We start from the raw sequence: 18080 nt of genomic DNA, 5'->3' as shown, positions 1-18080 counted from the left end.
CATGGGCCTCGCCACCGCGGAACTGTCGCCGATTGAGCAGACCGCCTTTCTCACCGAGTACGCCCGCGCGCTGGACAGCCAATGGCCGCGCCCCATCCTGGGCGATCGGCTGGCATACGACGTCGTCGGCAAGATCGACTACGACTTCGCCGGGCTGGGCGTGCAGACCAGCGTCGTGTGCCAGACAGCGCTGCGCGCCAAGATGCTCGACGACCGGGTGCGGATGTTCGTCGCCGATCATACCGACGCGGTCGTCGTCGATCTCGGCGCCGGGCTCGACAGCGGGTTCTATGGCGTCAGCCCGCCGCCGTCGGTCGACTGGTACAGCGTCGACCTCCCCGGAACCATGGCGCTACGCGACCACGTCCTCCCCGCCGATGCGCACTCGCACTCCGTGCCCGTATCGCTTGCCGACGCGCACTGGCCCGACGCCATCCCGGCCGACCGGCCGACCATACTGATCGCCGACGGACTGTTCGCCTTCCTGTCCGAGTCGCAGATCGCCGGGATCTTCCGCCGCATCACCGACCACTTCGCCTCCGGTGAACTGGCATTCAACGACTACGGCCGCATCGGCCTGGTCAGCCGCATCGCGGTGAAGCTGACCCCGCAGAAGATGTTCAAGGACGTCGAAAGCCAGTGGGGCTACGCCGGTTTCAAGGATGCGCACTATCCGCAGACGTGGAACCCACGAATGACGCTGGTGGAGGAGGCCAGCCTGACGGGCGAGCCGGAGGTCGAGCTGTTTCCACCCTGGATTCGGATCCCGACGAAGTTGATGGGCAGGACGAAAGCCGGCGCCCGCAAGGCGCGCATCCTGCGCTACACGTTCTAGCGCAAGCGGTACGCCTCGAACAGGCTGTTCAGTTCGCCGAAGTCGGCGGCATCGGCCAGCCCCGCTAAGGAGCCGTCGTGCACGATCTTGCGGGCGGCCGACAGGAACGCACCCCACGCGACGCGCGTCAACGCGGACCCGACGCTGATCCGGCGCACACCGAGTTGCGCCAGGTCGTTCACCGTCAGCCCGGTGTCCGACGACATCAACACGTTGACCGGCGACGGTCGCAGCGCGTCGACGATCGCGGCGATGTCCTCCCTGGTCCGCACACCCGGCGCGTACAACACCTCCGCACCCGCCTCGGCGTACGCCTGCAGCCGGGCGATCGCCTCCCGCAGCGGATCCGGGTGACCGTACAGGAAGCATTCGGCACGAGCAGTCAGCAGCACGTCGGCCCCGTCGATCGCCGCGTGCGCGACGCGGATCCGTTCCACCGCCTCGGGCAACGGGTACAGGGGATCCTGGGCACCGCCCCTCGCGTCCTCGATGGACAGGCCGGCGACCCCGGTTGCCACGCATCGCCTGACGTTGGCGGCGAGACCATCCAGATCGTCGGCGTAGCCCGCCTGGAAGTCGGCGTTGACCGGCAGGTCGACCGCACGCACGATCTCTTCGATGTTGTGCAGTGCCGCGTCGACGCCGAGCGCGCTCGGCGTGTCCGGCAGTCCCTGCGCGAAGCACGCGCCCGCACTGGTGGTGGCCAGCGCCGGAAACCCCATGGCCGCCAACGCGATCGCCGTGCCCCGATCCCACGGATTCGGAATGACGAAACAGCCCTGCTCGTGCAGTTCGCGAAAAGACATCAGCCCAGGCAGCCGGGGCCCAGCAGCGCTTTCAGATCGCCCATCAACGCCGACGACGCCGTCACCCTCAGGGATGCATCCAGTTCCAGCGTGGTGATGCGCTCGCCGCTGATCAACCGCAGGTGCACCTGCGACGTGCCGGGATGACGCGCGAGAACCTGCTTCAGCGCGGTGACCTTGTCGACCGTGCATTGCCGCGTCGGCAGCGTGACCGCCAGCGGGCGATCGATCTGCGCGCTCGAAAAGTCCGGTACCACAAGGTCGTTGGCGATCACCGAGATCCGGTCGTCACGGATCGCGACCTTGGCGCCGATCAGGACCACCGCGTCGTCGGCGATCTCGGCGCCGAACGTGGAATACGTCTGCGGGAAGAACAACACCTCGATGCCACCCGTGAGGTCTTCCAACTGCGCTGACGCCCAAGGTAACCCGTTCTTGTTGACCCGCCTGTTCACCGAGGCCAGGATGCCGCCGATCCGCACCTGCGTGTCGTTGGCGATGTCGCCGTCGAGGATCGCCGGGATGGCCGTGTCGACCTGCGCCGACAACAGATGGGCGATGCCGTTGAGCGGATGCCCGGACACGTAGAGGCCGAGCATCTCGCGCTCCAGCGCGAGTTTGTGCTTGTCCTCCCACTCCTCCTCGGGCACCTTGATGCTGAACACCGCGTCGGTGGCCGTATCCGCGCCACCGAACAGGTCGAACTGTCCCATCGCCTCGGCCTTCTTCGTGCCGAGCACCGAATCGACCGCATCGGTGTGAATGAGGAACAGTCCCTTACGCGGATGTCCCAGCGAGTCGAACGCACCCGCCTTGATCAGCGATTCCGTGACCTTCTTGTTGCAGGCCGCGATGTCGATCTTGTTGAGGTAGTCGGAGAAGTCGATGAACTTGCCCTTGTCGGTGCGCGAATTGATCAGTGAGGCCACCACATTGGCGCCCACGTTGCGCACCGCACCCAGGCCGTAGCGGATGTCCTCGCCGACCGAGGCGAAGTTCAGGCTCGACTCGTTGACATCGGGCGGCAGCACGGTGATGCCGAGCCTGCGGCAGTCGGCGAGGTAGACGGCGGCCTTGTCCTTGTCGTCGCCCACCGACGTCAGCAGGCCTGCCATGTACTCGGCCGGGTAGTTGGCCTTCAGATACGCCGTCCAGTACGACACCAGCCCATAACCCGCGGCGTGCGACTTGTTGAACGCGTAGTCGGCAAACGGCAACACCGTGTCCCACAGCGCCTTGATGGCCGCCGCCGAAAAGCCGTTGGCTTTCATGCCTTCCGAGAAGCCTTCGAACTCCTTCTCCAGGACCTCGCGCTTCTTCTTGCCCATCGCCTTGCGCAGAATGTCTGCTCGGGCCAGCGAGTAGCTGGCCACTTTCTGCGCGATGCGCATGATCTGCTCTTGGTAGACGATCAGGCCGTAGGTCTCGGCGAGGATCTCGCGCAGCGGCTCTTCCAGCTCGGGGTGGATCGGCTTGATGGGCTGACGGCCGTTCTTGCGGTCGGCGTAGTCGTTGTGGGCGTTCATGCCCATGGGTCCGGGCCGGTACAGCGCGATGACGGCGACGACGTCCTCGAACTCCGTCGGCTGCATGCGGCGCAGCAGGTCGCGCATCGGGCCGCCGTCGAGCTGGAACACCCCGAGCGTGTCACCGCGGCCCAGCAGTTCATACGTGGGCCCGTCATCGAGCGGCACCGACTCGAGGTCGAGGTCGATGCCCCGGTTGATCCGGATGTTCTCGATGGCATCGCCGATGATGGTGAGGTTGCGCAGGCCGAGGAAGTCCATCTTCAGCAGGCCGATGGCCTCGCACGCCGGATAGTCCCAGCCGGTGATGATGGCGCCGTCCTGCGGCCGCTTCCACAGCGGAATCGCGTCGACCAACGGCTCGCTGCTCATGATCACCGCGCAGGCGTGCACACCCGCGTTGCGCACCAGCCCCTCGAGGCCGCGGGCGGTCTCGTAGATGGTGCGCACGTCGGGGTCGGTGTCGATCAGGCCGCGAACCTCGGCGGCCTCCTTGTACCGCTCATGGGAGGGGTCGGTGATACCCGAGAGCGGAATATCCTTGGCCATGATCGGCGGAGGTAGCGCCTTGGTGATCCGGTCCGCGATGGCGAAGCCGGGCTGGCCGTAGTTGACGCGGGCCGAATCCTTGAGCGCTGCTTTGGTTTTGATGGTGCCGAAGGTGATGACCTGGGCGACCCGGTCGCTGCCCCATTTGTTGGCGGCATAGCGCAGCATCTCGCCGCGGCGGCGGTCGTCGAAGTCGATGTCGATATCGGGCATCGACACGCGTTCGGGGTTGAGGAACCGCTCGAACAGCAGCCCGTACGGGATCGGGTCGATATTGGTGATGCCGAGCGCGTAGGCGACCAGCGACCCCGCCGCCGAACCGCGGCCGGGACCCACCCGGATGTCCACCGAGCGCGCGTAGTTGATCAGGTCCGCGACGATCAGGAAGTAGGACGGGTAACCCTTCTCGCAGATGACCTTGATCTCGTAGTCGGCCCGGTCGCGGTACTCGGCGGGCACCTCCGAATCGGGGAAGCGCCGCCGCAGGCCGGCGTCGACCTCGTGTCGCAGCCACGAATCGGGGTCATGACCCTCGGGCACCGGAAAGATCGGCATCCGGTCCTTCGGGGTCCAGACCTCCGCGTAGCTCTGGACCCGCTCGGCGATCAGCAGGGTGGAGTCGCAGGCGCCCGGGATCTCCCCGTCCCACAGCGCACGCATCTCGGCGGCCGACTTCAGGTAGTAGCCGTCGCCGTCGAACTTGAACCGGTTCGGGTCCGACAGGGTCTTACCGGTCTGCACACACAGCAGCGCCTCGTGGTTACGGGCGGCGTCGCGCGTGACGTAGTGACAGTCGTTGGTGGCGAGCGGCGGAATACCCAGCTTCTGGCCGATCTCGAGCAGCCCCTCGCGGACGCGGCGCTCGATGTCGAGTCCGTGGTCCATCAGCTCGAGGAAGAAGTTCTCCGGCCCGAAGATCTCGCGCCACTTCGCGGCCGCCTCGAGCGCCTCGCGGTCGTGCCCCAGGCGCAGGCGGGTCTGCACCTCACCCGACGGACACCCGGTCGTGGCGATGATGCCCGCCGAATGCTCGGCGATCAGTTCGGCGTCCATGCGGGACCATTTGCCGAGCTGACCTTCGAACGACGCCAACGACGACAGCTTGAACAGGTTGCGCAGCCCCGTCGCGTTCTCGGCGACCATCGTCATGTGCGTGTAGGACCCGCTGCCCGAGACGTCGTCGGACTTCTGGGACGGGTCACCCCACAGGATGCGCTTGGTTTCGAACCTCGAGCCCGGTGCGATGTACGCCTCGACACCGATGATCGGCTTGATGCCCGCCTCTGTCGCCGCGTTGTAGAACTCGCTGGCGCCGAACATGTTTCCGTGGTCGGTCATACCGATCGCGGTCATCTCGAGCCGCTGCGCCTCCGCCAGCATCGGCTTGACCTTCGCGGCACCGTCCAGCATCGAATATTCGGTGTGGTTGTGCAGGTGCACGAAGGACTGGGAGTTCATAGGGTCGTCAGTCTATTGCCGTGCCCCGACAGATCTCGGCGTGTCGCGGTGCGTGTCCTTACCGGGATGTCGGTTACCGCGGCTCGGCGGACGCAGCAGCCGTGGACGCCGCGGCCCGCAGCTGACCCGACCGCGGCCGGTGCAGCCGGAAGACCCGCTTGACCTCTGCTTTTTCGGGCAGCTGCCAGCCCAGCTGGGCGACGACGCCAGCCCCCACGAGGACCGCGACCATCGCCGCGAACCAGACCCCGTTCATACCTCCACGCTAGGGCGCACGAGACGATGAGGAATCGGGTGTTTCCCTATATCGCGTCGGGTGCCGCGCGGCCGACCCGCGCCCGCCACAGGGCGTCGGCGCTGAACACCACGAGCGCCAGCCAGATGAGCCCGAAACCGAACCAGCGCGCGGGCGGCATCGGTTCATGGCCGACGAGCACTCCCCAGGTCAGCTGCATCGCAGGAGTCAGGTAGAACATCAGCCCCATCGTCACCAGCGGCAGCCGCTGGGCCGCGGCGGCGAACAGCAGCAACGGCAGCGCCGTCACGACACCCGACAGAATGAGCAACGCGATGTGGCCGGCACCGAAATCGGTGAACGTTCCCGGCCCGCCGCCCTCCAGCACCGCGATGTAGGCCAACGCGAACGGCGCAGCGACTGCGGCTTCCACCCCGACACTGACCCGCGGATCGGTGGGCACCACCTTCTTCACCGCACCGTAGAGGCCGAACGACAACGCGAGCCCGAGCCCGATCACGGGCGGTGTGCCGACCTCGACGGTGAACACCACGACGGCGACCAGCGCGATGGCCAGCGCGGCGAACTGAGCACTGTTGAGACGTTCGCGAAAGATCAAGAGCCCCAACGCCACAGTGACCAGTGGGTTGATGAAGTAGCCCAGCGCGGCGTCGACGACGTGGCCGTTGTTGACGGCGTAGATGTAGATACCCCAGTTGATGGAGATCAGCGCCGACGCGGCGATCAGCAGCAGCCACACCCGGCCGGAGATCGCACGGAGATCGCGCATCCGCCTGGCCGCCGCGATGACGACGACCATCAGCAGGCACGTCCACACGATGCGGTGGGCGAGGATCTCGAGCGCGTTCGCCGGTTCCAACAGCGGGAAGAATGCGGGGAACACACCCCACATCGCGTAGGCGCCGATGCCGAAGAGGAGTCCGGACGTCCTCACAGTTCGTGATTCCGCAGCACATCGAGCGCGTGCTGCAGGTCCGCCGGATAGGGACTGGTGATCTCGACGCGCCGACCGTCGGCGGGATGCGCGAAGGCCAGCGATCGCGCGTGGAGCCATTGGCGCTCGAGCCCGAGCTTGCGCGCCAGCGTGGGGTCGGCACCGTAGGTCAGGTCACCGGCGCAGGGGTGGTGCAGCGCGGCGAAGTGCACCCGGATCTGATGCGTGCGGCCCGTTTCCAGCTCGACGTCGAGCAGACTTGCGGCCCGGTGGGCCTCGAGCGTGTCGTAGTGAGTGATGCTGTGCCTGCCGCCCTCGGTGACGGCGAACTTCCAGTCGTGGCCGCGGTGCCGCCCGATCGGCGCGTCGATGGTTCCGCTGGACGGATCGGGATGGCCCTGAACCAGTGCGTGGTAACGCTTCTCGACGGTGCGCTGCTTGAACGCACGCTTGAGCACCGTGTACGCGCGCTCCGACAGTGCCACCACCATGACACCCGACGTACCCACGTCGAGGCGATGCACAATCCCCTGGCGCTCATGGATTCCCGACGTGCTGATGCGAAACCCGGCCGCCGCCAGCCCACCGAGCACGGTCGGCCCGCTCCACCCGACGGTGGCATGCGCCGCGACACCGGGCGGTTTGTCGACCGCGACGATGTCGGCATCCGAGTACAGGATCGACATGCCTTCGATTTCGACGGGCGTGTTCTCCACCGGCGCAGGCGGTTCCGGCAGCCGGACCTCCAGCCAGGCGCCCGCGGTCAGCTTGTCGGACTTGCCCGCCGGGGCGCCGTCGACCTCGACACCGCCGTCTTCGGCAATGGCTGCGGCGGCGGTGCGTGACAGCCCGAGCAGCCGCGCCAGACCTGCGTCGACGCGCATACCCGCCAGCCCCTCGGGGACCGGCATCGAGCGGGTGGTCATCAGCCCCCGCCACCGTCCCCAGCGCCGTCGGCGTCGGCCGTCTCAGGCTTGTTCGTACGCCTTCCGACCGTGTCGAAGTCGAACCCGAACACCGAAAGCGCGACGAGCAGGATCGCCCCACCGACCACTGACGGGTCGGCGACGTTGAACACCGGCCACCATCCGACCGAGAAGAAGTCGACGACGTGGCCGCGCAACGGGCCGGGCGACCGGAAGAACCGATCGACCAGGTTGCCCATCGCCCCGCCGAGAATCATGCCCAATCCCAGCGCCCACCACGGCGACACCAGCCTTCGGCCCATCCAGATGATGCCGATGACGACCGCGGTCGCGATCAGCGTCAGCACCCAGGTGTAGCCGGTGGCCATCGAGAACGCGGCACCCGAATTGCGGACCAGCGTCCAGGTCACGGTGTCGCCGATGATCGACACCGGTTGTCCGGGGGTCAGCAGTTTGACGGCGAGCACCTTGGTGACGATGTCGGCCACCAGCACCAACCCGGCCACGGTCAGCAGCATGCGCAGTCGACGCCTCGGCGCAGGCGCTTCCACGGCGGCCGGTGCCCCGGCGCCCGTCAGCGGCTCGTCCGGCGCCGGGGATTCATCAGTCACTCCCCCATCATTCCAAAGCCACAATGAACGACAATTCCACCCATGACTCGACTCGTCGTCGTCACCACCGGCGGCACCATCGCCACCAGCGCCGACGACGACGGGGTGAAACGTCCGTCACGCACGGGAGCCGATCTCACTGCGGGGCTCGACGTGCAGGTCGTCGACCTGATGGCGGTGGACAGCTCGATGCTGACACCCGCCGACTGGGATCGGATCGGTGCGGCGGTTGGCGAATTGCGCGACGCCGACGGCGTGGTGATCACCCACGGCACCGACACCATGGAGGAAACCGCGCTGTGGCTGGAGCTGACGTACGGCGGTCAGATGCCCGTGGTGCTCACCGGTGCGCAGCGCAGCGCCGACGCACCCGATGCCGACGGGCCCCGCAACCTTCGCGACGCGTTGACGGTCGCGGCGAGCCCGCAGGCCCGGGGGCTCGGAGTGCTCGTCAGTTTCGCGGGCACGGTATGGCAGCCGCTTGGTCTGAACAAGGTGGCGACGGACGATCTACAGAGCTTCCGCGGCACCGCGGTCGGCTCGGTGTCGGAGACGTTCACCGCAGACGCGCCGAAGAATCGTCCGTCACTGGCGGCGGGCCGGGCGGCCGATGCGCCGCGGGTCGACACCGTCGCGGTGTATCCGGGCGGTGACACCGCGGCGATGGACGCATGTGTCGATGCCGGTGCGCGGGGTCTGGTGTTGGAGGCGCTGGGATCGGGCAATGCGGGCGCGGCGGTGATCGACGGCGTGCGGCGGCACTGCCGCAACGGTGTGACGGTCGCGGTGTCGACGCGGGTGCCCGGGGGGCGGGTCAGTCCCGGATATGGGCCAGGTCGCGAACTCGCCGATGCCGGAGCGGTTTTCGTGCCGCGGCTACGTCCCCCGCAGGCCCGCGTCCTGCTGATGGCCGCCCTGGCGGCCGGATCGCCGCTCGGCGATGTGCTCGCCCGCTGGGGCTGATATGCAGGAGGGGTGAACGCTGCGTACGTCGCCGCCGCCGGGATCGTCGGCCTCGCCCTGACGGCCGCGCCGAGCGCGGGTGCCCAGCCGGCCCCCGACGACGACATCCGCGACTACCCCGTGGCCCAGGGTCGATACACCACCGCCCAGGACTTCTACTACGTGTACTTCAAGACCCCCGACGGCCGGTCGTGCGGCATCGGCCCCAACGGCGGTCCGGTCGGCTGCGACGCCGTCCCCGCCGATGCGCCTGCAGGCACCAACCAGACGGTCGTCAACAGTTGGGGCCCGGCAGAGTACCTCCACTCCGACACCGCCACCTTCACCCGCGACGTCGACGTCCTACCCGCCGGGCACCGGCTGGAGAACTGGGGCGCCAGCTGCGCGGTCGACGACGACGACGTCGTGCGCTGCGAGACCTACGACAACCACGGGTTCCTCCTGGCCACCGGCTACGGCGAGCTCTGGTAGCGGCTGAGCTCGTCGACGTAGGCCGGCCAGTCCAGGCTGTCGACGGGATTGGCCCGGACGACGTCGGGATCGTCGTGCGGAAGTGTGCGCACCGGTCCTGGCCCGGTGCTGCGGGTCTCGAAACGCACGGTCATCACGCCGTGGCCGGCGCCCTGCACCCAGCCGTGCCCGTGAGTGCTGTGGGCGACGTCGTCGCCGACTCGCCACGCCGGGGGTGTCGCGGCGGCTTCGGTCAGCGTCGGCGGCAGGCCGGTGCTGGAGACCTCCTCTGCCACCAACTCCAGATCCGGGAACAGCGATTCCTGCTGCACCTCTGACAGGCCCGAAAAGCCAACGCCGACAAGGCGAATAGGGCCGACCTCGATGGGGTCCAGCAGCAGTCGGCGCGCGGTGGCGATCAGGGTGGGGGCATCGGTGGTCGCGTACGGCAGGGTGGCCGACCGGGTGAGGATGCTCATGTCGGATTTCTTGAGTTTGACGGTGATGGTGCGGGCGCCGCGACCGTCCTTCTGCAGCCGGGTGTGCGCGTGTTCGCCGATGCGCGCCACCGCTTCACGGAGCTGATCGAGCGTGGTGAGGTCCTCGGGGAACGTCGATTCCGCGCTGATCTGCTTGGCGGGCGAGTTCTCGGCGACGGGCCGGTCGTCGATTCCCTGCGCCAGCCGGTGCAGCGCCGCGCCGACGGCGCCGCCGAGGATGTCGGCGGCCTCGGCATCGCTCAGCGCCGCGAAGGCGCCGATGGTGTCGATGCCGAGCCGGTGCAATTTCTCCTCGGCGACCGGTCCGATGCCCCACAGCCTGCGCACGGGCAACCCGTTGAGCAGCGTGCGCTCCTCGCTGCGGGCCACCACCCGCACGCCGTCGGGTTTGGCGAGGTCCGAGGCGATCTTGGCGACCTGCTTACCCGATCCGGCGCCCACGGACGCGATCAATCCGGTCTCGTCGAGCACCCGCGACTTCACGATCCGGCAGAACGCTTCGACGTCATCCTCCGATGCACCGGCGAGTTCGGCGGGCTCTGCGAACGCCTCGTCGAACGAGAGCTGTTCCAGCACCGGCACGAAGCTGCGCACGGTGTCGAACACCCGGCGACTGGCGACGCCGTAGACGACACCGCGTGGGGGCAGCACGACGGCGGCGGCGCCCACCATCCGGCGGGCCTGGTGCATGGGCATCGCGGACCGGGCGCCGAACACCCTGGACTCGTAGCTGGCGCCCGCGACCACACCGCGGCCGCCCAGCCCGCCGACCAGGACCGGCCGGCCACGAAGGGTGGGACGGGTCAGCTGCTCGACGGACGCGAAGAACGCGTCCATGTCGAGATGCAGTACCCATCGACCGTCCACATCCGCCGATGCTATTTCGCTAGCCTGGCGTCCATGACGCAACCTGTCGGTCGGCTCAGCACCTTCGGCCGATGGGTCGACCACTTCGAGGCGAATGAAGCCGTGCACGCCGAGGTGGACGCTGCCATCGACTTCGACGCCGACTGCGACGTCCCCGAGCCCGTACGGCGTCCGCTGATCGAATCGGTGCGGCGGTTCCAGCTCGGTGAAAGCGGCGACGGGCGCCAGTTGCTGCGTAACGCGCAGCGGGCCGGCGACCCCGAATATGTGCGCGCCATCGGCCTTTTCGTCGCCGAGGAACAGCAGCACGCCGCGCTCCTGTTGCGACTGCTCGGCTACCTCGGCGGCACCCCCATGAGCAGGCACTGGTCGGACGCGGTGTTCGTGCGCCTGCGCCGGCTGATGGGGTTGCGTACCGAGTTGATGGTGTTGACCGTCGCCGAGGTCGTCGCGCTGTCGTACTACGGCGGCCTCGCGTCGGCAGGCCCCGACCCGGTCACCCGTGCCGTGGCGGCGCGCATCGTCGACGACGAACACGCCCACGTGCGGTTTCAGCGAGACCGCCTGCGCGACGGTTTCGCCGATTCGCCTGCGCCGCTGCGCGCCCTGGCTCTCGGCCTGTGGTGGCTGGTCGCCGTGGGCGCGACCGTGGTGGTCGCGTTCGATCACCGGGGCGCGCTCGACGCGATCGGTTATCGCCGCACCGGGTTCGTCCGCGACGTGCTCGGCGATTTCGCCCGTTTGACCGCGGCCGTGATGTCCCGCCGGAGGTGGGCGTCGTGGACGTAGTCACGTCACTTCCGGCCAGCATGCACCTGAGCGAGGTGGCCGACGAGGTGCAGCGCATCGAGGACATGGGCTTCGACGGTGTTCACATCTCCGAGACGGTGCGCGATCCGTTCGCCGTGTGCACGCTCGCCCTGGAGCACAGCACGACGCTGGTGGTGCGAACCAGCATGATCGTCGCCTTCGCGCGCAGCCCGATGGTCACCGCCTGCGCTGCGTGGGAGCTGGCCCGCTACTCGGGGGGCCGCTTTCAGCTCGGAATCGCCACGCAGGTGCGGGGCAACATCGTCGGACGTTTCTCGATGCCCTGGAGTGACCCCGCCGCGCAGCTGCGCGACTATGTCGCGTCGCTGCGCGCGATCTTCACCGCCTTCGCCGAGGGCGGGAATCTGGACTACCACGGCAGCCACTACACGTTCACCCGCCTGCAGCCGTACTTCAACCCCGGGCCGATCGGCACGGTTCCCCCGCCGATCTGGACCGGCGGCGTCAACCGCAGGATGTGCACGCTTGCCGGCGCCGTGGCCGACGGTTTCGTCGCCCACACCACCAGTTCGCACCCGGCGGTGCTGCGCGAATACGTGCTGCCCGCACTGGCCGCCGGTGCGGCCAAGGAGGGCCGCACCGACGGCGGACCGCAGCTGGTGGTGGTGCCGCGGGTGATCGCCGGACGTGACCGGGCGGCCGTCGCCGCCGCACGCGACGATCTGCGCGCGGAACTGGCGTTCCTCTACTCCACGCCGGCCTATCAACGCACGCTCGAGCTGTTCGGGTTGCACGACGTCGCCGCCCGCCTCAGCGAGCACACCCGGCGCAAGGAATGGTCGACGCTGGCCGGTGTCCTCTCCGACGACGTGATGGACCGACTCGTCCCGCAGGGCACTTACGCCGAGCTACCCGACGTGCTGGCGTCCTGGTACGACGGCGTCTGCGACGGGATCGCACTCGACACGCCGCCCAACCCGGACGATGACGACGAATTCGCCGCGATGGTCAGGCGCATCAAGGCGATCCCGGGCAGGGTCACCGGACGGTCGGCGACGTGACCGGCGTGAACGATGTGCCGATCCGCGACGAGACGATCCGCTTGGGCCAGTTCTTGAAACTGGCGGGGCTGATCGACAGCGGAGCCGACGCCAAGGCGGCAATCGCGGACGGGCTGGTTATCGTCAACGAACTAGTCGAGCGCCGCAGAGGTCGACAGCTGCGATCGGGCGACATCGTGGAGTTCGAAGGCCGTCGCGCTCGGGTCAGTTGACCTTCGCGATGGCCACCGAGACGCCGTCGCCGATCTCGCTGCCGTCCTCCGGATCACCGAATTCGAAGCTGGTGGCGAGGATTTCGCGCGCGATGAGCTCGCTGTGGGTGCGCGCCCAGTCCTGATGGGCGGGCGGCACCGACATCACCACGGAGATGCGATCCGAGACGTCCAGCCCCGTCGACTTCCGCAGCTCCTGCAGTTCCCGGATGCGGTCCTTGGCCCAGCCCTCGGCCTCGAGCTCCTCGGTGACCGTGCCGTCGAGCACCACCAGTCCGGCGCCGTCAGGCAGCGCCGCGGTGTACTCGGGGTCGGCGGCCACCAGCCGGGAGCTGTACTCGTCGGGCTGCAGCACCGCCGGTCCCGCGGTCAGCGTTCCGTCGTCGTTGGCGACGGCCTCGCCGGCCTTCACGGCCTTGATGGCGGCCTGCACGTCGCGGCCCAACCGAGGGCCGGCCACCTTGGCGTTGACGGTCAACTCGAAACGGCCGTAGGTGGCGATGTCGTCGGTGAGCTCGACCGTCTTGACGTTGAGCTCGTCGGCGATGATGTCGCGGTACGGCTCGAGCCGTCGCGGATCATCAACGGCCACCGTGAGTTTCGGCAAGGGCAACCGCACCCGCAGCTTCTTGGCCTTGCGCAGCGACGAACCCGCCGAGGCGACCACCCGGACCAGGTCCATATCGGCCACCAACTGCGGGTCCTTCGGCAGGAGGTCTGCTTCCGGCCAGTCGGTCAGATGCACCGAGCGTTCACCGGTCACCCCGCGCCAGATGATCTCGGTGACGAGCGGAAGCAGCGGCGCGGCAAGCCTGCACGTCACCTCGAGCACGGTGTGCAGTGTGTCGATGGCGTCGGGATCCTCTTCCCAGAACCGCGAACGTGACCGTCGCACATACCAATTCGTCAACGCATCGGTGAACTGGCGCAACTGGTCACAGGCGCCCGAGATATCGCAGACGTCCAGCGACTCGGTGAGGCTGTCACGCAGCTCGGCGAGCTTGGCCAGGATGTAGCGATCCAACACGTGGGTGGAGTCGGTGCGCCACGTCCCCTTCTTCGGGGCGTAGAGCGCCAGGAACGTGTAGGCGTTCCACAGCGGCAGCTGTACCTGGCGGACGCCTTCGCGGATGCCCTGTTCGGTGACGATCAGGTTGCCGCCACGAAGGATCGGCGATGCCATCAAGAACCAGCGCATCGCGTCGGAGCCGTCGCGGTCGAACACCTCGGTGACGTCGGGGTAGTTGCGCAGCGACTTGCTCATCTTCTGCCCGTCGTTACCGAGCACGATGCCGTGTGCGACACAGGTTTTGAACGCGGGACGGTCGAACAGCGCGGTCGCCAGGATGTGCATCGTGTAGAACCAGCCGCGGGTCTGGCCGATGTACTCGACGATGAAGTCGCCCGGGAAGTGGGTGTCGAACCAATCCGCATTCTCGAACGGATAGTGCACCTGGGCGTAGGGCATCGAACCGGAGTCGAACCACACGTCGAACACGTCCTCGATGCGCCGCATCGTCGACCGGCCGGTCGGGTCGTCGGGGTTGGGCCGGGTCAGTTCGTCGATGAAGGGCCGGTGCAGATCCGTCGGGCGCACGCCGAAGTCGCGCTCGAGCTCGTCGAGACTGCCGTACACGTCGATGCGTGGATACGCCGGGTCGTCGGACTTCCAGACCGGAATGGGGCTGCCCCAGTAGCGGTTTCGAGAGATCGACCAGTCGCGGGCGCCCTGCAGCCACTTGCCGAACTGACCGTCCTTGACGTGCTCGGGATACCAGGTGATTTCCTGATTGAGCTCGACCATCCGATCACGGAATTCGGTGACCTTGATGAACCACGACGATACGGCCCGGTAGATCAACGGGTTCCGGCACCGCCAGCAGTGCGGGTACGAGTGTTCGTAGGTCTCGTGCCGCAGTAGCACCGCCCCGTTCGCGGCAGCGGCGCGGCTCTGGTTCTTCAGGTCGCGGATGATCTGCGGGTTGGCGTCGAAGACGTGCTGGCCCGCGTACTCGGGCACGGTCGCGTCGAACCGGCCCTTGGAGTCGACCGGGGTGACGGCGACGATGTCGGCCGCCGATGCGGTGGCCATGTCGTCCTCGCCGTACGCGGGCGACATGTGCACGATGCCGGTGCCGTCCTCGGTGCTGACGAAGTCGGCGGGCAACACCCGAAATGAGTTCGGCGCGTCCATGAAGTACGGGAACGGCGGCAGATACTGCACACCGAGCAGATCGCTGCCGCTGTAGGTGCCGAGGATCTCCGGCTCGTCGCCGAGTTCGCGCGCATAGGCCGCCAGCCGGGCCTCGGCCAGCACGTAGCGGTTCCCGTCGGGGCCCGCCACGACGACGTAGGTCACGTCGGGGTGCACCGCGACGGCCTGGTTGGACGGCAGCGTCCACGGCGTCGTCGTCCAGATCAGCAGGTAAGCGCCAGCCAAATCGCCTGTGCTGACCTGGAAACCGACGGTGATCGCCGGATCCTGGCGGCTCTGGTAGACGTCGTCGTCCATGCGCAGCTCATGGCTGGACAGCGGCGTCTCGTCGTTCCAGCAGTACGGGAGGACCCGGTTGCCCTCATACGCCAGGCCCTTGTCCCACAGTTGTTTGAATGCCCAGATCACCGACTCCATGAAGCCGGGATCCAGTGTCTTGTAATCGTTTTCGAAGTCCACCCAGCGGGCCTGCCGCGTGACGTAGGCCTGCCATTCGTTGGTGTACTTGAGCACCGACGCGCGGCAGGCCGCGTTGAACTTCTCGATGCCCATCTCCTCGATCTGCGCCTTGTCGGTGATCGCGAGTTGGCGCTGGACCTCAAGTTCGGCGGGCAGGCCGTGGGTGTCCCAGCCGAAGCGGCGGTCCACCTTGTAGCCGCGCATGGTGCGGTAGCGCGGCACGATGTCCTTCACATAGCCGGTCAGCAGGTGGCCGTAGTGCGGGAGGCCGTTGGCGAAGGGCGGACCGTCGTAGAACACGTACTCCGGCGATCCCTCGCGGCGCGCGATGCTGGCGCGGAACGTGTCGTCGGACTCCCAGTAGTTCAGGACGTCGGCCTCCAGCGCCGGGAAGTGGGGTGCCCCGGCGGCCGGCTTCGGGTAGGCGGTCACGTGTCTCCTGTGCCCAATCTGCGGCCTCCGCCTTCGGAGGCCCCATCACATCTAAGGCACGGGGACGACCTCGCGCGGTGCGCGAGCGCCGCGGTACCACCCCGCTTGCGCACATCGACGACGTGCGCCGCTCACTTCGGGCGATGACGGGCCCACCCGTTCGGTTCTACTGAGCCAAAACAGCCGTTCTTCCGAAGGCTCCCCGGTGATAGCCGGATCAACGCCGTGTGGTCGATTCTAATGACGAGCGCAAATCCTACGAAATGCGCGGTCGCCAGCGCTTATCCGGCAGGCAGCGCGTCCGTGGTCATTTCGTAGAACGCGCGCGGGAACTGCTCGGCCAGCTCTTCGATGGTGTAGGGCTCGAACTGGCTCGTGTCGTACCACCAGTCGACGTGCACCAGGCCGCCGGTGCGGTAGACCCGCATCTCCAGCGCGTGGCCCAGCCCGGGCGGCGTCTCCTGCACCGGCACCGGCACCGCATCTTCGGGGACCTCACCCAGGTAGTTGAAGTACATCTCCGACATCCCGTCGGCAGCGCTCTCCGTGGCCGAGGCGAGGATGGCCGACACGCTGCGCAGCATTTCGGTGGCGTCGACCTGCCGGGCGGTGGCACAGGTCAGCGGCACCGCGTCGAGCATGCTGCCGCGCTGACTGGCGATATCGACGGCGACGGTGCCCTCGCCTAGCGTCCTGGCGATCGTGCGGGCCAGGGCCGCGAGAAGAATCTCGTCGGAAGCGACGCCCAGCCACTCGATGGCCCCGTCCAGTTCTGCGGTGAGTTCTTCGGTATCCGTCGTCGACACCCGCGCCATGCCCGCGGGACGTGAACCATCCGGAGTGTCGTAATCCACGATGTGGATCGCTGGAATTGCACGTTCGGAAACGGCGTCGGAAACAGCCTCGAAAACCTCGTTGGCCGTTGTCGGCAACTGGGGAGCAACCATAATGCCAACGATAGCTCAGGTGTCCCATATTTGGGATAGTGCTCCCGAAACTGTGACGCCAGTGTCAATTAAGGCAAAGCCTTCCAGTTTGCGGCTGCCCCTGCCCATTCGTCGGAAATTGCTTTATCGTGGGTAAGGTGCCCCGAACAGACGAGAACGGCCGACAGCTAAAAGCCCTGCTCGACTATCTCCTGGACGGCGATATTGACGCCAAGGATATTTACGACGCGCTCGGCACATCGAGCAGTACGTACTACCGGCGTATCAAAGAAAGCGACTATCCCGACGCCGAGGAATTGCGCCGCGTAGCCGATAGATTCGGCCTCAGCTACCCCGACCTGCAGATTCGGTTCGGCCTGATGAGCGAGCAGGAGGTGTGGAGCTACCTCGAGTCCTCACCCTTCGCGCCCACCGCACTGCGCGAGGCCACCGCCACCCGCACCACCCAACGGACTCGCGCCCCGAAGCTGTCCGAGCTCAAGCCGCGCAGTGACGCACCGCCCCTGTAGCCCTATACTTTGCTGAGTACATTGCGGCTCGAAAGCGACACTTATGGCTCTCACTTCTCTGATCGCGATAACGCTTTGCTGTATCGCATGGAGCCTGTGGATTAGGCGCGTCACGTGGTCCTCCCGTTGGGAGTTCGCGGCAACGTTGAACATCGCCTTGCAGGGCGGCGCCGTACTTCTCATGTCGCCGTGGGCCTCGGAAACGCTCGGCGTATTCCTGCACTCCCTCACCGGTAAATGGAACCTCGAGGACTATATCGGCCACGACCTCTACATCGTCGCGGCGTCCGCGGTGGTCTACAACGCGCTCGGCCGGTTACAGCAGGACCACGATCTCCGGCTGTCGTTCAAGCAGTACGTCGAGTACCCCGCGACGTTGTGTATACCGCTGCTCCTTGTCGCGTTCACCCTGGGCAACGGCGCCAAGATCTACAAGGCCGACTTCTTCCAGGTGCCGACAGACTTCTGGCTGAACATCTATTGGCTGCTGTTGTGCGGAACCCTCATCTATCTGCTCGGCTACGGCTCGCGAGCGCTGCTGGTGCTGCGCCAGGATCCGCGCTCTCGCACCGTCGCCAACATCTACCTGGTCTCGTCGGCCGCGGGCATCGCTGCCTGCCTGACCCGGCTGGCCACCGCCTTCATTCCGCAGCTCCAGGCTTTGGACGCCGGCTCCACGCTGGTGTGGATCTTCGCGTGCATGTGCGGGGCCGGGTTCGCCATCACGTCGGCGGAATCGTGGCGCAAGAAGACCAAATGGTTCTCAACGGCCGACCGCTGACTAACCTGCTGA

At 67.2% G+C, this 18080-nt stretch carries 17 protein-coding genes; 8 read left to right on the top strand and 9 right to left on the bottom strand.

Translation table 11 applies throughout. From position 1 onward, the window contains the following. Position 1 precedes the first annotated feature (1 nt). Positions 2-835, top strand: a complete 834-nt coding sequence (locus H7J93_RS05065; RefSeq protein ID WP_267305198.1) for a class I SAM-dependent methyltransferase — start codon at positions 2-4, stop codon at positions 833-835. Here the strand turns inward: H7J93_RS05065 and H7J93_RS05060 are convergent. The 6 genes from H7J93_RS05060 to lspA form a co-directional block, all read right to left on the bottom strand. Next, positions 832-1641 carry an isocitrate lyase/PEP mutase family protein gene (locus H7J93_RS05060; RefSeq protein ID WP_267305197.1) on the bottom strand — a complete coding sequence of 270 codons (810 nt, stop codon included), beginning with the start codon at positions 1639-1641 and terminating at the stop codon, positions 832-834. The two genes, H7J93_RS05065 and H7J93_RS05060, sit on opposite strands and share 4 nt — an antisense overlap. After that, positions 1641-5174, bottom strand: coding sequence for a DNA polymerase III subunit alpha (gene dnaE / locus H7J93_RS05055; protein WP_267305196.1), 3534 nt, complete (start codon positions 5172-5174; stop codon positions 1641-1643). The genes H7J93_RS05060 and dnaE overlap by 1 nt, the downstream gene beginning before the upstream one ends. 73 nt (positions 5175-5247) lie before the next feature. Beyond that, complete coding sequence (locus H7J93_RS05050; protein ID WP_267305195.1) at positions 5248-5430, bottom strand: hypothetical protein; 183 nt, start codon at positions 5428-5430, stop codon at positions 5248-5250. Between the two features lie 46 nt (positions 5431-5476). Next, positions 5477-6322 carry an EamA family transporter RarD gene (gene rarD / locus H7J93_RS05045; RefSeq protein WP_372507789.1) on the bottom strand — a complete coding sequence of 282 codons (846 nt, stop codon included), beginning with the start codon at positions 6320-6322 and terminating at the stop codon, positions 5477-5479. A 38-nt stretch (positions 6323-6360) separates the two neighbouring features. Then, on the bottom strand, positions 6361-7290 hold the full coding sequence (locus H7J93_RS05040) for an RluA family pseudouridine synthase (protein WP_267305193.1): 930 nt from the start codon (positions 7288-7290) through the stop codon (positions 6361-6363). After that, positions 7290-7901 (bottom strand): signal peptidase II, encoded by a 612-nt coding sequence (gene lspA / locus H7J93_RS05035; RefSeq protein WP_372507784.1) that lies wholly within the window; start codon positions 7899-7901, stop codon positions 7290-7292. Before lspA ends, H7J93_RS05040 begins: the two co-directional genes overlap by 1 nt. Before the next feature lie 42 nt (positions 7902-7943). On the opposite strand from lspA, the gene H7J93_RS05030 reads away from it, so the two are divergent. Both H7J93_RS05030 and H7J93_RS05025 read left to right on the top strand, forming a co-directional pair. Further along, the gene (locus tag H7J93_RS05030) at positions 7944-8864 is read left to right on the top strand and encodes an asparaginase (protein WP_267305192.1); all 921 of its coding nucleotides are present in this window, start codon (positions 7944-7946) and stop codon (positions 8862-8864) included. 12 nt (positions 8865-8876) lie between these two features. Then, the gene (locus H7J93_RS05025; RefSeq protein WP_267305191.1) at positions 8877-9335 is read left to right on the top strand and encodes a hypothetical protein; all 459 of its coding nucleotides are present in this window, start codon (positions 8877-8879) and stop codon (positions 9333-9335) included. Here H7J93_RS05025 and H7J93_RS05020 read toward each other — a convergent pair. Continuing rightward, the gene (locus tag H7J93_RS05020; protein WP_267305190.1) at positions 9317-10681 is read right to left on the bottom strand and encodes a DNA polymerase IV; all 1365 of its coding nucleotides are present in this window, start codon (positions 10679-10681) and stop codon (positions 9317-9319) included. The two genes, H7J93_RS05025 and H7J93_RS05020, sit on opposite strands and share 19 nt — an antisense overlap. 33 nt (positions 10682-10714) lie before the next feature. Here H7J93_RS05020 and H7J93_RS05015 point away from each other — a divergent pair, with 33 nt between their 5' ends. Genes H7J93_RS05015 through H7J93_RS05005 form a run of 3 tightly spaced genes read left to right on the top strand, consistent with a single transcriptional unit; the run spans position 10715 to position 12725 of the window. Continuing rightward, a complete protein-coding gene (locus H7J93_RS05015) occupies positions 10715-11470 on the top strand; it encodes a ferritin-like domain-containing protein (RefSeq protein ID WP_267305189.1) in 756 nt (251 codons plus the stop codon). After that, a complete protein-coding gene (locus H7J93_RS05010) occupies positions 11461-12513 on the top strand; it encodes a TIGR03617 family F420-dependent LLM class oxidoreductase (RefSeq protein ID WP_267305188.1) in 1053 nt (350 codons plus the stop codon). The genes H7J93_RS05015 and H7J93_RS05010 overlap by 10 nt, the downstream gene beginning before the upstream one ends. A 5-nt stretch (positions 12514-12518) precedes the next feature. Next, a complete protein-coding gene (locus H7J93_RS05005) occupies positions 12519-12725 on the top strand; it encodes an RNA-binding S4 domain-containing protein (protein ID WP_267305314.1) in 207 nt (68 codons plus the stop codon). Here the strand turns inward: H7J93_RS05005 and ileS are convergent. Both ileS and H7J93_RS04995 read right to left on the bottom strand, forming a co-directional pair. Beyond that, positions 12718-15831: an isoleucine--tRNA ligase gene (gene ileS, locus H7J93_RS05000; RefSeq protein ID WP_267305187.1), complete on the bottom strand. Its 3114-nt coding sequence runs from the start codon at positions 15829-15831 to the stop codon at positions 12718-12720. The two genes, H7J93_RS05005 and ileS, sit on opposite strands and share 8 nt — an antisense overlap. A gap of 281 nt (positions 15832-16112) precedes the next feature. Next, positions 16113-16778 (bottom strand): condensation domain-containing protein, encoded by a 666-nt coding sequence (locus tag H7J93_RS04995; RefSeq protein WP_267305186.1) that lies wholly within the window; start codon positions 16776-16778, stop codon positions 16113-16115. Between the two features lie 137 nt (positions 16779-16915). Here H7J93_RS04995 and H7J93_RS04990 point away from each other — a divergent pair, with 137 nt between their 5' ends. Then, positions 16916-17287 (top strand): transcriptional regulator, encoded by a 372-nt coding sequence (locus tag H7J93_RS04990; protein WP_083149549.1) that lies wholly within the window; start codon positions 16916-16918, stop codon positions 17285-17287. Positions 17288-17330: 43 nt separating this feature from the next. Beyond that, a complete protein-coding gene (locus H7J93_RS04985) occupies positions 17331-18068 on the top strand; it encodes a hypothetical protein (RefSeq protein WP_267305185.1) in 738 nt (245 codons plus the stop codon). Positions 18069-18080 lie beyond the last annotated feature (12 nt).

The sequence above is a fragment of the Mycobacterium barrassiae genome (genome assembly GCF_025822765.1).
In the GTDB taxonomy this organism is placed as follows: Bacteria; Actinomycetota; Actinomycetes; order Mycobacteriales; family Mycobacteriaceae; genus Mycobacterium; species Mycobacterium barrassiae.
Note: the sequence above shows the minus strand (reverse complement) of the source record. Positions and strands in the feature narration are given on the sequence as shown.

Excerpts from the sequence above, each read along its gene's own strand:
- H7J93_RS05065 (WP_267305198.1), top strand. The coding sequence starts at position 2 with ATGGGCCTCGCCACCGCGGAACTGTCGCCGATTGAGCAGACCGCCTTT.
- H7J93_RS05060 (WP_267305197.1), bottom strand. The coding sequence starts at position 1,641 with ATGTCTTTTCGCGAACTGCACGAGCAGGGCTGTTTCGTCATTCCGAAT.
- dnaE (WP_267305196.1), bottom strand. The coding sequence starts at position 5,174 with ATGAACTCCCAGTCCTTCGTGCACCTGCACAACCACACCGAATATTCG.
- H7J93_RS05050 (WP_267305195.1), bottom strand. The coding sequence starts at position 5,430 with ATGAACGGGGTCTGGTTCGCGGCGATGGTCGCGGTCCTCGTGGGGGCT.
- rarD (WP_372507789.1), bottom strand. The coding sequence starts at position 6,322 with ATGTGGGGTGTGTTCCCCGCATTCTTCCCGCTGTTGGAACCGGCGAAC.
- H7J93_RS05040 (WP_267305193.1), bottom strand. The coding sequence starts at position 7,290 with ATGACCACCCGCTCGATGCCGGTCCCCGAGGGGCTGGCGGGTATGCGC.
- H7J93_RS05030 (WP_267305192.1), top strand. The coding sequence starts at position 7,944 with ATGACTCGACTCGTCGTCGTCACCACCGGCGGCACCATCGCCACCAGC.
- H7J93_RS05015 (WP_267305189.1), top strand. The coding sequence starts at position 10,715 with ATGACGCAACCTGTCGGTCGGCTCAGCACCTTCGGCCGATGGGTCGAC.
- H7J93_RS04995 (WP_267305186.1), bottom strand. The coding sequence starts at position 16,778 with ATGGTTGCTCCCCAGTTGCCGACAACGGCCAACGAGGTTTTCGAGGCT.
- H7J93_RS04985 (WP_267305185.1), top strand. The coding sequence starts at position 17,331 with ATGGCTCTCACTTCTCTGATCGCGATAACGCTTTGCTGTATCGCATGG.